The organism is Lacticaseibacillus absianus (genome assembly GCF_013407595.1).
GTDB classification, from domain to species: domain Bacteria; phylum Bacillota; class Bacilli; order Lactobacillales; family Lactobacillaceae; genus Lacticaseibacillus; species Lacticaseibacillus absianus.
In genome coordinates this window covers 1-11,931 of record NZ_JABEKX010000002.1, presented here as the reverse complement: position 1 = coordinate 11,931, position 11,931 = coordinate 1, and the positions used below count along the sequence as shown (strand labels likewise).

Genomic DNA, 11,931 nt, shown 5'->3' with positions numbered 1-11,931 from the left:
GCAATCACCCCATTACTTCTTGCCGTGCTTCTTGAAATACTTGGCCTGGCGATTGGCAGACTGCTTGTTGAGCTTCTCAAATTTCTGATCAAGCCGCGCACCCACGAAATCGTTGACCTGTTGATATAGGTCCATCATGTTGATGACGCTGTTGCCTCCGCCGAGCTCAACCACCTTGTCGTACTCGCCCGTTCCGTAGTCGGCGTCGAACTGCGCGCGCATGACTTCGCCAATACCCGCAATAGCATCGGACAAGTTGTCATCAGTGACCTCGCCGTCATCGCCAAGAACCGCATTGTACTTGGCGCGGATGTCAGCCAGCGCCTTGTCAGTGACAGCCTGACGAGACTTGAGATCTTTGACAGCCGAGTCACTGATGTCGTAATGCAGCGTATAGTCATGGACCTTTTCCGGGTCCTCCTTGTCGCGGACGCCGATCGGGATTGCGATGACACTGGAATCAATAAGTAAGCGTTCAGTCATGAGTATTCCTCCTAAAAAAAGCGGTGAGAGTTATCTCTCACCGCTGTGCAATGCGCCGCCCGGGCCGCAGCCCGTACTATGTCTTTCATGTGGCGACGCGAATCAAATTAGCCTTCGGTTGGCGCGATCACGGTGACTGCAACCGTCGCGGTCTTACCGCCAACCGTCACCGTCACCGATACCGGCGTATCAGTCGCGGCCACGCCGGTCAGTGTGACCGTGGTGCCAGTCACAGCAGCCGTCACCTTAGACTCATCCGCAGACTTGGCGGTGACCGTCTTGTCCGTAGCGTCTAGCGGCGCGATTGTCACTACGACGTCAGCGGTCTTGCCGACTTCGAGACTAGTCGTGGTCGGTGCCAGGGTCACCCCCGACACCGCTACGGTTTTGGGCTGGCAGGCGTCACCTCCGGCGTCTGGATATAGTCCAGATGGCCTTCGAAGGTTTCGTACTCGGTAGCGTCCCCGCCCCCGGCCTTGATCTCCATTGCCTTGGCGACCCCTTCGATCGTATCGCCGTTGGTCTCGACGATCTTATGCCAAACCTTTCGATCGTCGTCGTTAACCTGGCGGCGTAGATCGGCAAGCAACTTCTGTGCCGGATCCTCAGCATCGTAGTAGCCCTCGAAGGTCCACTTTTCAGTGCGACCGTTTAGGATCGTCTGTGCCGTGCCGTCGCCGGCGTAGTCACCGAAGTCATCGGTGTCTTCATCCGAGTCGTCTTCGATCGTCTGAATTTGGTGCGCTAATGGCAGGTACGCATCTTCTGCCGGCTTGTCTTCATCACTGGTCCACGGTGCGATGAAGTGCTGTCGCTTTGCGTTTTTCTGTTTCACTATTGTCACTCCTTCTTAAAGGTTGTCAGGTCGGCCGAGAAGTCGACCGTCCAGTAATAAAAACCGGCCTCATCCGCATTGGATTGAGCCGGCTGGCTGGTGATCATGATGCTATCGAAGTGATACGACCCATCGCGGCTGGGCACCGTCTCCAAGCTTTCAAGCAGGTTGGTGACCGCCCACAGCTGCACGTTAGCGACAGCACTGCGGGCGGCCTGGCATTTGATGGCGTACTGGTATTGCAGTCGTTTGTCCATCTCGCCGTCCATATATGACCTGATGACTTGGCCGCCAGGCATCGTCGTCAGGGCCGCTGACTCTTTTTCGGTCAGGGTGCCCAGAATTGTCTGGATTGGTTGCCCAAGGGCATTGATTTTGTCTCTCAGCCGTTCTGCAAAGTCCATTACAGTCCTGCTCCCTTCATAAGCGCCTTGATCCAGCTATCGGTGTACTTCGCCTTTGCAACCTCGGTCCACTTTGGACCAGTTCCCGGCGTCGTATATCGCCAACCTGCCGGCGCATCGAACTGCCTCGCTGCGTACGGTGCCATCCACGAAACGAAGGACGCGTCGGCCGCGATCACTTGCGATGAGCGCAAGTGCCCCGCCTGCGGTGGCCCTTTTGGGACGAACCGATTGGAGTCCATCCCGACTTGGCTCGCCAACGCACGTTGACCTGCTCGAAATGAGGCTGGGCTGACCTTCTTGCGCAATCGAGCCACGTTAGTCGTCACCTTGATACCAGTCATCAGATCACCTTCAACTCAATGCTGAACGGCGCCCCGGTGTCTGGATCCTGATAATCCGACCAGTCCTTGACGCAATACTCATGGCCCTTGTAGGTCAAACGCGCCCGGAGCCAACTGTCATCGATATCAGATGGGAAGTTGGTCGTGTATCGCGCAATCAGGAACACCGTTGCATTGGCGGTGATTGTCCGATCATTACCGACTCCGGCGTAGTCCTTGGTCAGGTCGACCCGTACTAAGTCAAGAGTCACCGGATCCGCGTACTTGCCAACATTGTAGTCGCCATCATCCAGGTACTTCTCGACAGTGACGGTGTCACGTAGCCAGGCCTGATCGGGTTGCAATGTGCTCATAAGTGCATCACCCCCCGATACAATAGCCCCGTCCCAGACAGCGCACGCAGCGCATCATCGCAGACGATCGTCCCGCTGACGTTGGCTGCAGTCTCTCCTAGTGTCTTAGAGACCGTGGTCGCACCGATCGACTGGCTGACCGATTGGGCCTGTGTAGCCTTATAGCCAGCAGATGAAGTGATACCGGTCTCGGCCATGTACCTGATCTGCAACATCACGGCTCGCTTGAAGCGCGTCACGCGCAGCTCAAACGGGTCGCTGTCGATGCTGTTGATCTGATAGCGAAATGCAGTGATCTCGTCCAGGTACAGACCGGCCAGTGCGGCCAGCTCCTCGTAGTTCTCAGGCGCGGCCGTGACGTGCATCGCCTCGACGTATTCAGGCGCGTCGACGTACAGTTTGGTCGTCATGTCTGATCACCGCCTAAGCTGCTGCAGAGACAGTGACCTTGACGCTAGCGGTGAAGCTGCCACTGGTCGCTGTGATGTTCGCAGTGCCTTCAGCGACCGCGGTGATAGTACCGTCTGCTGCTACTGTGGCGACCGCCTCATCGCTCGAAGCGTAGGTGATCGCGCCATTGACCGCCGCCGCGTCGTCCGCGTCTACCGGGTCAGCGGCCGCGGTGACTGTCTTGGTGTCGCCGACCTTCATGCTAGCCGTAGCCTGGCTCATCGTCAGACCAGTAGCTGGCTTAGGGGCCGGCGTTACGCTTTTGGGACTGCACTCACGTAAATAGCCTTCTTGGCGTTTTCAAACACAATAGCATCGTAGTAGTCCAGGCCCTTGATGGTGTCGCGGTAGCCAGAACGGTCGGAGTCAGCAGACACAGTGTCAACCGTCCCGTACTTGACGATTGGTGCGATGGCAGTCAATGGAGTCACGATGAACTGGACCGTGTCCTCGATCTCAGTACCGGCGATGCGCTCCTTGGCCACCTTAATGATCGGCACTCCACCGTCAAGCATGGCTACACGACGGTCAATGCCGTTAAGCTGTTGCTGATTGGTCGTGAAAGACCGCGCTACCTTGGCCGCATTCTTCAGCAACCGGTAGAAGGCGGCGCTGACGAACATCACATAACCACCTGGTACTTCATTGTCGGTCATGTACTCTTCCGCGGCGTCGTACAGGCTGAGAACATTGTCTTCCGTTGCTGCCGTGTCGACGGTAGTGCCAGCGTTGTCGAACAGTGCCTGAATAGCAACTTTGTCGCGGTGTGGAACAGTCACAAGGCGCTTGTGCTCGGTCACGATATTGTTGATGGTCAGCGCAGCACTTTCAGACTGGTCGAGACGATCGACGTCGTAACCGAACCAGTCTTCATGGGTCAACTTGACAGTCTCTTTCTCGATAGAGATCTGATTGCGTGCATTGTCGCCGTTTCGCTTGTACTGGGTGGCGTCCATGAACCCACTCATCTTGTTGATCCGCACTTCGTTTGCGCCCACAAAATCGGCTGCGGTGATGGATTTGGCACCCTGGGTCAACACGTCCCAGACTTGAGAATCGGCCTTGAACTCCTGGTCAATGGTAGCCAGGTCTTTGCTGTCTAATACTACTGGCATGTTATGCCCTCCTTAGATTGTCTTGCCAGCAAGCCGAGCGGCGATTTTGTCGACCATGCTCGTGCCGCCAGCTGGGTCTGCATTAGGGTTGCCCGGTGGGGTGATCTGTGGGCTGTTTGGCTTCTTGTCGGCTGGATCTGCCGTCTTGAATAAGAACTTGCTGTCGTCTGCTTCCTTAAGCGCCTTGAGCTGGTCATCCAGCCCGGTCAGGTTGCCCTTGTCGTCAAGCTTCAATGTGTCCTTGTTCAGCAGTGCGGTGACCGCCTTGGCGTTGAGCGCGCCAGACTGCAGCAGGGCGAGGTTGGTCGCACTGTCGAGCTTCACCTGGTTCAACTGTGCCGCCGCGTCCTTCTCGGCCTGCGTATTGGCTTCCTTGAGCTTGTCGATCTCAGCCTTGAGTTCGCTATCGCTCTTGTGGTCCTTCTGCAGCTGGTCGAGTTGCCCAGTGACCGTGGTCACTTGTGCCTTGGCCGCGTCACGCTCAGTCGTCAGGCTAGTCACCTGCTCCTTAAGCGGGTTCAGGTCCTTGCCGTACAGCACCATGGTGCCCTTGATTTGCTCATCATTCAGTCCTAATGCTTTCAATGCTTCTGGATTCATACCGATCTCCTAAGCAGTTGTTGAGCGGGTCTGCTCCCGCGTGGATTTGGGTACAAAAAATAAGCAGTTTAGCGACTTACCCAGGTCGCGGTGCATAAGAAAACGCCCACCAGCTGGCGAGCGTTAGGTTAGTGCGATTGTCTCAATGTCATCCAGGTAAACATTCCGCATGCCCGGATTAGTGCCCAGCGAGAACGACACACGTCCCGTGTCGTCATCGTCGGCCGGATAAGTGACTTCAACATATCCGGTCAATTTTTCGCCCGATTTGAGCGTCATCGTCACGTCTCGATTTTCATAATCGCGAACAAAGTCATAATACTGATCGTCCATGCTAGTCCTTCCTTTCCGGGTTGATTGGGTAAATGTGATACCCCGTCTTACTGTATTTTATCATACCACGATTGGTGTGACGTACTTCTCCAGTCCTCTGATCAACATACTCGCCGATACTGAACTCCGCGGTGAACACCTTGGACATGGTAGTCATATCCTTGACTCCATAAGTGTCGCCTAGCAACTTGGTCTGCTCTGCATTAATCGTCAACCAACTTTGCGTCTGAGCCCCGCGCGCCTTGCGCTTCTGCCGTTCTTCCTCGAACTCTTTGGTGCCCGGAAGGTGACGGTTTTGCTTTTCAGCATTGAGCGTCGACCGTTTCTTGATAGCCGCAGTCTCCTTGCTGTTGAACCCAAACGCTTTTTCGCGCGAGTAGTCGCGGGCTAAGAAGTCGTTGTCCTTGACCAGCTGGCGCAGGGCCGCTTGGTTCTTGCGAATCAGCAGCTTGTACTTCTGTATGCCCCGATCGTCGCCTAGCTGCTCGGCCAGCTCAAGCTGATTCTTATAGCCGCGCACGCGCCGCTCAAGGGCGCGCTGCTTCTGCTGCGTCTGACCGTTCTCAGCGGCCTTTTTTGGATCGAATTGCTCCTGGTGGTTCGAGTTGACCCCAGGAATGAAGGGCCACTTGATATGACCGCAGTTGATCCCAAACGTGCCACCTGGCTCGCCGTAACCGTATGAGTCAAGCGGATAAACAACCTCACCGTCCGACGTAACGAACCCGGTGGTCCTAGTGGTCACCAGCTTCCCCTGGATCGGCGCGCAGGCTTCCCGACTGGCAGCGTGGCTGCTCATCAGGAAGACATCGATGCCATAATCGGCGGCGGCCTGATCGCGCACAGCCTGGAAGGCGCGGTTGCTGGTCGTGGTGATCACCGTGCGCGCGTAACTGTCGATCGACCACATATGCCCGCCCTTATCGACTAGCCCGCGGCTGATGCCTTTGTCTCGCCAGCGATAGATGGTATCACTAAGAGCCCTGACTGGCGTTTTAAGCCCCGTCAGCACATCTGCGGTAGTTTCCTTGGCAATCTGTTGAAATGTGCTGATCGCCGGATTTTGGGCCGCGTTAGTGGTGAGCAGTGTCTGGTTGATGTTGTTGTCCAGATCCAAGAAGGTTTGGTCCAAGTAGCCATCGAGCACCTGCTGTACCAGATTCGGGGCAATCGTCTTGCCCGTCGCCTTCGCCAGCTTGCCGTACTCCTGAGACGCGACCTCATAGCCCGCCTTCTTGAATAGGTCAGTCAGGGCCGGTCGAGCCAAGTTCGTCGCCTGGCTGACTGACTTGATCACATCGTCGTTGATCAGGTTCAGATCGTTGAGCACCGACATCTGCCACTTGAACACGTTGGTCTCGTCGTAGTCCTCAATGCCGTGGGCTTTAAGCCGCGAGACAAAAGCCTTGAAGATTGCTTGCTCCAGATGCTGGTAGATGTCACCGATCAGCGACTGCTGCACCGTCAGCTGGTGCCGCGTAACCTTGGGCATTAGGCATCACCGTCCCCAAACATACCCTCGTTGGTGTCTGGCTGATTGTCGGCTGTGGCGCCTGCAATCTCGGCCGCAATGGACTTAGCCCTGTCCTCGGTCACGCCTTGGATGTGCATGATGGCCTGCCAGTCGGTGCATAGGCCGGCCGCCTGCAGCTTGATCCAGTAGTCTGCCGTGGCGCCCTTGTCGGTGAAGATGCCGTCGTCGAAATCGACAGCCACCTGATCGGCGGTCGGTATCGGACCGGTGTATAGGCTCTTGCCGTCGATTGTGGTCGCCTCTGCCAGTTCGCAGATCGACACCACCAGCTCCTTGATCGCCCGCTCGACCATCGTCAAATGGCTGTTGCGCGTTTGGTAGGTCATGCTGTTCTCACTGATGACCTCAGTGGCCGTCTTGACGGCTTGGCCATCAAACGAGAAGGTTCCGGCAGACAGCCCCACCTGCATCTCCAGTGTCTTGAGGAACTGATTCAGGCTGGTCACGTAGTCGGTGGCGCGGATCGGCGCGGTCAGGTCGACCACTTCCATCTTGTCCGGATTACCAGGGACTTGCACGAAGACGTTCTGATCAGGGTCAAATGTCTGCTTGGGGCCTTCATGGCCGCCCTTGATAAAGGTTACATCAGTCATGGATTCAGGCACCGCGTACTTGCGTTGGCCGTTGCGCACCTCCCAGTTGAACTGATCGTATGCGTCGTTGAGCTGCTTGAGTGTGGTCAGTGCGTTGTCACACACGCCAATGCCGAGCGGACTGTTGAGGCTCTTGTTGTTGAAGCCAGCGGGCTTGAGATAGACAAACAGCGGGCGACTGAAACCGGGCAAGCTGGCTGTGTCGGCCAGCTCCGGATACAGTGCGCCAAGCGGCACCTGTTTGCCGATCTCCGTCTTCATCTCGGACCGATACAGCTCGTTCGTGATGGTGTAGCCCGCCGGATGCCACTCGTGGAACTCCAGTAGCGTGTAGTAGACGGTGCGGCCGCTTTCGGTGACAGTAGTCGGGGTGGCGATCGCCGCGGCGCTCACGTCATTAGTGTTGCTCCGCAGCGGGTAGAAATTCGGCGCCTGGATCCAGGCCAGCTTGATACTGCCAGTCTCGGCATCAACATATGGCCGGATAGCCAGCCCGCCCATGGCTAGGCAGCTCTCCAAGTATCGCTCGAAGTTCTTGCTGAAGTCATTGGCCTGCAGCACAGACTGCACGAAGTCATTAGCTTCGTCGTCTGCCGGAGTGGCCGGTACGCCATCCCCCTTCGTCACTTTGCGAGTGTCGACTGACACCTTACTCTGCTCGTTGTACAGCAGACTAGCCAGGCGCCGGCAAACAACCTGCATCATGTTGAGGCTGACGTATGGGCGCTTGACCGGATCGCCATAGGTGTTGGAGAACTTGATGTCTGGGAATGTGCCCTTGAAATAAAGCTTGTCCCGGTCGATGCGGTCATACTCATGCGCATCCACATTAATCTTAGGGTGATCGGTGATCTTGCTCAGGTTTTGTCCCATACCCATAGCCACACCCCCTTTCCGAAATAGATTGCGAATCTTGTCGATGAGGCCCACAGGCGCCACCTCCTTAGCGTTTGAGACCTAACCGGCGGCGGTTGTCCAAGCACATGTACTTGAACTCGTCACACGTGTGGTCATTCTCTTTGATAACCTTCGGGTCGCTTGACTCCATGGTCTTCTCGTCCCACTGATACTGCTGATGCTCAGTCATGAAGACTGCGTTGCCCGGAGTGTCGAGGACATAGACGCGCCCCTGCGCCAGCAGATCCTGTGCCACATCGATCATGTCGGCCTCCTTGGCCTTGGCCACCGGGTGCCAGTCGTCGTGATAGTCGTGACTGTATTGGTTGCGGATCGCGCCCTCAGCCGAGTCAATCGTTTTGTTGATGATCGGCGCGCCCGGATAAGCGGCACTGATCTGCAGCAGGAAGGCGTGCATATCCTTCACCAGCTCACTGGGCGGCTTCTTGTTGACCTGGCGCGCCGGTGAGTAGTAGTAGGTGTCCAAGACGTAAACGTTGCCCTTAGCACTGAAGCCATACCCCGATACGGCCGTGGCCGACTGCATGTGCCCGGTATCGACCGAGAAAGTCAGCGCCAGGATCTCGTCGTCTGGCGGCACCGCCTGCAACAGGTGAAACAGGTTCATGTTGTAGACGTTGGTCCCCAGGCCGACGACCTCGCCGAGATACAGCCAGCGATAGTAGTCAAAGTCGTTGTCCTTGTACTTCTGGATCAGCTTGAGCGTCTGCTCATCGGTGATCCCGAGCTCGTCGTCTAAGTACGTGCTCGTGTCGATGAAGTAGTCATCATCCCCGCGTAAGCTGTCGATCCACTCGTTGATCCACTCATACGGACTCTTGGGCGGGTTGTACGTGTAATACACGGCCACATGATCGACCCATGGCGATCGCTGACGAATGAACGTGGGGTTCGCCTGGTCGAAGACCTCTGGCCCGCTGAAGTTCGCCGCCTCTTCATACCAGACAGCCACCACATCACGCACGGTGTTTGACTTGAGCTTGTTCGGGTCCTGAGCGCCGTAGAAGTAGAAGGTGCTGCCGGTGCGCCGGTGAATGATCTCCATCGGTGACACCCGGAACTCGAACTCATCCGTCATGTGCAGCATGTCCAGCGCCCAGACGATCTGCTTGTAGATCGAGTCGCGCAGGTATTTGCTGTTCTCTCGAATGCAGATCACATTGGCCTTGTGACCTGCCTGCGTCAGCCGCTTGACCTTGGTCACGATTTTGAGCGACACGGTCGAAGATTTGAAGCTACCACGGCCGCCGTTCAGGATCGAGTACGGCGCGTGAGACCGCCAAAATGGGTAGAAGTGCGGCTGCACCATGTCGGACAGCTTAATCTTGATGGTCATCTTCGACTTGATCGCCTGATCCGATGTCATCAATGATCACCGTCCCCTCTGTCACGTCTCCGCCGCCGGTCAGCAGGTCTGTCTTGTATCTAGCCAATCCAGCCTCTGCACCGGCCTTGTCAGCCTGGGCTGCAGCCAGCCGCTCTTGCCAGTGGTCCGGATCGCGCACCTTGAGCCAGTAGATCATGGCCGCTGTGTCCGGCGGCACATACTTGGTGACACGCTTGGTCACCGTCAGCTTCGGCTGCGGTGACTTTTTCGGCAGTCGGAGCATAAGATCGATATAGTCGGTGATCTTCGCGGCCCGCTGCTTGTCGTAGAACTTCTGCTTGCCGAACCAGGCTAGCCACTGACGATCCTTCTTCGACGAATTGCATCGCTGACAAGCCGGCACGACGTTGAAGCGATCGAGCTTACCGCCATTTTCAAGCGGATCCAAATGGTCCTTGGTCAGATCAGTCTCTCGACCGCAGTATGCACAGGCACCAGCAAAGTACGCTTTGGCAAAGGTCCAGTCGTCTTCGGTCAGGGCGGGCACCTCGTCATGTCGCTTTTTCTGACCCGTGTCCTCGATCAGCTCCTCGGTCTCCTCGACAGTCTCGAAGCCTTTGGCGCGCTTTAGGAGTGCGTTTTCGACCTCGAAGTCGACGACTTCCTTACCCTTTTTTATAGCCTCTAAAATCTCTAAGTGAGACCTTTTGTAGTTATACAGGGTGGCGACTGATACGCCCATATTGTGAGCGAGCTGCTTGTCACTAAGACCCTGTCGCGCCCAGCCCTGAAGCAAGGTCTGTCCGTCATCAGTCAACCAGTACTCGAACTTACCCTTAGCCATTACATATCACCACACCTCCCTGACTGCATCAAAAAAGACGCCGAAGCGCCTAGGATTTAAGAGTTATTTTGTTCTCATCAATTAGTTGAACGACCCATGGTTGCAGCATGTAGTCCCACTGAATATTTGAAAAATCGTCTCCAAATACAATTTGTGTGTTCATTGTCCGCCCAATCACCAAGTTTTCTTCGAGCTCCCTCACCTGTTCGACATTATATTTTAGCTTCAATACATGCGTAGGCGCTAAATAGAGCTTTGAGATAATCATCTTCTTATCAGATGTTAGGTTGTTCAAATATGCAATTTTAGATAGCCATTCCTGCTTTTGCCTACGCATTCTCCAAAAGTACAGAATAAGCTCAATTACTAAGAACGAATAGGCTAGTAATGTGATTACAGCAAACCACACCCCATATTTCAAAAATAGTTCTGAGCCGCCGCTGTATCGTTTCAACAAAGGCTCTCCAAGCAATAAAGCGGTCCCCGCAAAAGATATCACTCCCCAAATTTTAGTAGGAAGCGTCAAGACGCTTTTTATATTTGGCATATAGTCACCTCCACAAAAAATAGTACCCGACATCGCTGCCGAATACTACGAGGTGATTCATATTTTCGATGCTATAACCATACCACAGTCCAAGCAAGCTGTCTGTGACTTTAGTGTGCGCACATTTAGTGCACAATTTCTTGCAGGTCCCATTTGTTGAGAAAGTCCAGGCGCCGCTTGAGTTCGGCGTGAATTTTGCGGATAGTGTCGTAGCTGTACCCAATACCATCGATGTCGGCAATCTCGCTCAGGCTCATGCCGCGCACGTACTTGCATTTGAGTATTTGATTCTCGATGCCGTCGAAGTGCTCGATCAGGTCGAGGGTCTGATCACGCAGCCGGAGGTCTTCGTCCAGCAGCTGCTGATTAGCGGTGATGATCGTTTCAATCTTAGCCGCGTGCGACTGCTTCGCGATGCGCACATTCTTGAGGTCGCCTTCGGTCCACCGCCGCAACTCGAGGCGGCTCCGGGTCAGACTGATCTCCAAACTCGCGATCTCCTCCTCGTTGGCCAAATAGCTCTCGAGCCAGCTGAACCGCGCTTTTGTATACTTTTTCATTATGGCCACCCCTTGTGCTAGAATTGAGTGTCGAATCAATTCGTGGCCGTCCTTCGGGGTGGCCCTTTTTATTTTCCAAATTAGCCTTGCGCGCGGCGGAAGCCCCATTGCGCCGGAGCTGGCTTATTTTCCAAACTGACTGCACCAGTCTTCGACCGTTCCATGTTTGCCTTCCTGGCGGCGCGCTGCTTGCGGCGCTTGGCTTTGATGCGCTGGCCCTTCTTACCCACTACTTTCGCTCCTTCAACATTTGACGATAATCATCTGCCTTGGCCTTGAACTCCGCATCAAGCGCTGATTGCTTAGCCTCAAACTCGCGATCAAACTCATCGTTCTCTTTTTTAATCTCACGCCAAGCGTGATGACCGATAATGGACACTATCACGAGAAAGGCCAGTACGATGCCGACAAGCACGAAGAAGATGGTGAGGATCACTGCTTGCCAGCTCATTGTTCATCACCTTCGATGAGCTCGGTCTGCCCGTCCGCCTCTTTGCCCTTACCGTCCAGATCAAGCTCGGTCTGGCCAGGCACGAAGGTCAGCTGCGCAGTGCCCTTAAGTACCTTGGCGAAGCCGTCTCGCTTGCCCTCCAGCTCTTTCGACGGGATGCGCACCTTGAGCTCCATCACCTGGTCGTCGTTGACGGTCTTCTCGGTGGCGGTGAGTACGGTGCCGGTTACCTTGATGCTG

Annotated in this window: 20 protein-coding genes; all 20 read right to left on the bottom strand. The window is 55.4% G+C overall.

The annotated features are described in order from the left end of the window. Nucleotides 1-12: 12 nt before the first annotated feature. The gene (locus HII33_RS05055; protein WP_179394730.1) at nt 13-483 is read right to left on the bottom strand and encodes a hypothetical protein; all 471 of its coding nucleotides are present in this window, start codon (nt 481-483) and stop codon (nt 13-15) included. Between the two features lie 107 nt (nt 484-590). Continuing rightward, nucleotides 591-851 carry an Ig-like domain-containing protein gene (locus HII33_RS05050; RefSeq protein WP_179394729.1) on the bottom strand — a complete coding sequence of 87 codons (261 nt, stop codon included), beginning with the start codon at nt 849-851 and terminating at the stop codon, nt 591-593. Between the two features lie 11 nt (nt 852-862). After that, a complete protein-coding gene (locus HII33_RS05045) occupies nt 863-1,318 on the bottom strand; it encodes a phage tail tube protein (RefSeq protein WP_343036832.1) in 456 nt (151 codons plus the stop codon). A 5-nt stretch (nt 1,319-1,323) separates the two neighbouring features. Beyond that, nucleotides 1,324-1,722, bottom strand: coding sequence for a phage tail terminator protein (locus HII33_RS05040; protein ID WP_179394728.1), 399 nt, complete (start codon nt 1,720-1,722; stop codon nt 1,324-1,326). Further along, nucleotides 1,722-2,066: a minor capsid protein gene (locus HII33_RS05035; RefSeq protein ID WP_179394727.1), complete on the bottom strand. Its 345-nt coding sequence runs from the start codon at nt 2,064-2,066 to the stop codon at nt 1,722-1,724. Before HII33_RS05035 ends, HII33_RS05040 begins: the two co-directional genes overlap by 1 nt. Next, complete coding sequence (locus HII33_RS05030; RefSeq protein ID WP_179394726.1) at nt 2,066-2,419, bottom strand: putative minor capsid protein; 354 nt, start codon at nt 2,417-2,419, stop codon at nt 2,066-2,068. Before HII33_RS05030 ends, HII33_RS05035 begins: the two co-directional genes overlap by 1 nt. Further along, nucleotides 2,416-2,829 carry a head-tail connector protein gene (locus tag HII33_RS05025; RefSeq protein WP_179394725.1) on the bottom strand — a complete coding sequence of 138 codons (414 nt, stop codon included), beginning with the start codon at nt 2,827-2,829 and terminating at the stop codon, nt 2,416-2,418. Before HII33_RS05025 ends, HII33_RS05030 begins: the two co-directional genes overlap by 4 nt. A gap of 13 nt (nt 2,830-2,842) precedes the next feature. Beyond that, nucleotides 2,843-3,097, bottom strand: coding sequence for an Ig-like domain-containing protein (locus HII33_RS05020; RefSeq protein WP_281362274.1), 255 nt, complete (start codon nt 3,095-3,097; stop codon nt 2,843-2,845). A 26-nt stretch (nt 3,098-3,123) separates the two neighbouring features. Further along, a complete protein-coding gene (locus tag HII33_RS05015; RefSeq protein ID WP_179394723.1) occupies nt 3,124-3,984 on the bottom strand; it encodes a capsid protein in 861 nt (286 codons plus the stop codon). A 12-nt stretch (nt 3,985-3,996) separates the two neighbouring features. Next, entirely contained in the window at nt 3,997-4,584 is a 588-nt protein-coding gene (locus HII33_RS05010; protein WP_179394722.1) for a phage scaffolding protein, read from the bottom strand. Nucleotides 4,585-4,707: 123 nt separating this feature from the next. Continuing rightward, nucleotides 4,708-4,917 (bottom strand): hypothetical protein, encoded by a 210-nt coding sequence (locus HII33_RS05005; RefSeq protein WP_179394721.1) that lies wholly within the window; start codon nt 4,915-4,917, stop codon nt 4,708-4,710. A 1-nt stretch (nt 4,918) separates the two neighbouring features. Further along, entirely contained in the window at nt 4,919-6,409 is a 1,491-nt protein-coding gene (locus HII33_RS05000; protein WP_179394720.1) for a phage minor capsid protein, read from the bottom strand. Then, nucleotides 6,409-7,923 (bottom strand): phage portal protein, encoded by a 1,515-nt coding sequence (locus tag HII33_RS04995; protein WP_218841919.1) that lies wholly within the window; start codon nt 7,921-7,923, stop codon nt 6,409-6,411. The genes HII33_RS05000 and HII33_RS04995 overlap by 1 nt, the downstream gene beginning before the upstream one ends. Before the next feature lie 64 nt (nt 7,924-7,987). Beyond that, entirely contained in the window at nt 7,988-9,328 is a 1,341-nt protein-coding gene (locus tag HII33_RS04990) for a PBSX family phage terminase large subunit (protein WP_425483989.1), read from the bottom strand. Further along, on the bottom strand, nt 9,282-10,133 hold the full coding sequence (locus HII33_RS04985) for an HNH endonuclease (RefSeq protein WP_179394718.1): 852 nt from the start codon (nt 10,131-10,133) through the stop codon (nt 9,282-9,284). The genes HII33_RS04990 and HII33_RS04985 overlap by 47 nt, the downstream gene beginning before the upstream one ends. Before the next feature lie 49 nt (nt 10,134-10,182). Beyond that, nucleotides 10,183-10,680: a super-infection exclusion protein B gene (locus tag HII33_RS04980; RefSeq protein ID WP_179394717.1), complete on the bottom strand. Its 498-nt coding sequence runs from the start codon at nt 10,678-10,680 to the stop codon at nt 10,183-10,185. 125 nt (nt 10,681-10,805) lie between these two features. Beyond that, a complete protein-coding gene (locus HII33_RS04975; RefSeq protein ID WP_179394716.1) occupies nt 10,806-11,240 on the bottom strand; it encodes a hypothetical protein in 435 nt (144 codons plus the stop codon). Between the two features lie 80 nt (nt 11,241-11,320). Next, nucleotides 11,321-11,470: a hypothetical protein gene (locus HII33_RS04970; RefSeq protein ID WP_179394715.1), complete on the bottom strand. Its 150-nt coding sequence runs from the start codon at nt 11,468-11,470 to the stop codon at nt 11,321-11,323. Beyond that, nucleotides 11,470-11,691, bottom strand: coding sequence for a hypothetical protein (locus tag HII33_RS04965; RefSeq protein ID WP_179394714.1), 222 nt, complete (start codon nt 11,689-11,691; stop codon nt 11,470-11,472). Before HII33_RS04965 ends, HII33_RS04970 begins: the two co-directional genes overlap by 1 nt. After that, nucleotides 11,688-11,931, bottom strand: a 244-nt coding sequence (locus HII33_RS04960) for a hypothetical protein (protein ID WP_179394713.1), incomplete at its 5' end; no start/stop codon positions are given. The genes HII33_RS04960 and HII33_RS04965, both read right to left, overlap by 4 nt.

What these genes read in the sequence shown, in the direction of transcription:
- HII33_RS05055 (WP_179394730.1), bottom strand. Translation starts at nt 483, where the DNA reads ATGACTGAACGCTTACTTATTGATTCCAGTGTCATCGCAATCCCGATC.
- HII33_RS05040 (WP_179394728.1), bottom strand. Translation starts at nt 1,722, where the DNA reads ATGGACTTTGCAGAACGGCTGAGAGACAAAATCAATGCCCTTGGGCAA.
- HII33_RS05035 (WP_179394727.1), bottom strand. Translation starts at nt 2,066, where the DNA reads ATGACTGGTATCAAGGTGACGACTAACGTGGCTCGATTGCGCAAGAAG.
- HII33_RS05030 (WP_179394726.1), bottom strand. Translation starts at nt 2,419, where the DNA reads ATGAGCACATTGCAACCCGATCAGGCCTGGCTACGTGACACCGTCACT.
- HII33_RS05025 (WP_179394725.1), bottom strand. Translation starts at nt 2,829, where the DNA reads ATGACGACCAAACTGTACGTCGACGCGCCTGAATACGTCGAGGCGATG.
- HII33_RS05015 (WP_179394723.1), bottom strand. Translation starts at nt 3,984, where the DNA reads ATGCCAGTAGTATTAGACAGCAAAGACCTGGCTACCATTGACCAGGAG.
- HII33_RS05010 (WP_179394722.1), bottom strand. Translation starts at nt 4,584, where the DNA reads ATGAATCCAGAAGCATTGAAAGCATTAGGACTGAATGATGAGCAAATC.
- HII33_RS05005 (WP_179394721.1), bottom strand. Translation starts at nt 4,917, where the DNA reads ATGGACGATCAGTATTATGACTTTGTTCGCGATTATGAAAATCGAGAC.
- HII33_RS05000 (WP_179394720.1), bottom strand. Translation starts at nt 6,409, where the DNA reads ATGCCCAAGGTTACGCGGCACCAGCTGACGGTGCAGCAGTCGCTGATC.
- HII33_RS04995 (WP_218841919.1), bottom strand. Translation starts at nt 7,923, where the DNA reads ATGGGTATGGGACAAAACCTGAGCAAGATCACCGATCACCCTAAGATT.
- HII33_RS04990 (WP_425483989.1), bottom strand. Translation starts at nt 9,328, where the DNA reads ATGACATCGGATCAGGCGATCAAGTCGAAGATGACCATCAAGATTAAG.
- HII33_RS04985 (WP_179394718.1), bottom strand. Translation starts at nt 10,133, where the DNA reads ATGGCTAAGGGTAAGTTCGAGTACTGGTTGACTGATGACGGACAGACC.
- HII33_RS04980 (WP_179394717.1), bottom strand. Translation starts at nt 10,680, where the DNA reads ATGCCAAATATAAAAAGCGTCTTGACGCTTCCTACTAAAATTTGGGGA.
- HII33_RS04975 (WP_179394716.1), bottom strand. Translation starts at nt 11,240, where the DNA reads ATGAAAAAGTATACAAAAGCGCGGTTCAGCTGGCTCGAGAGCTATTTG.
- HII33_RS04965 (WP_179394714.1), bottom strand. Translation starts at nt 11,691, where the DNA reads ATGAGCTGGCAAGCAGTGATCCTCACCATCTTCTTCGTGCTTGTCGGC.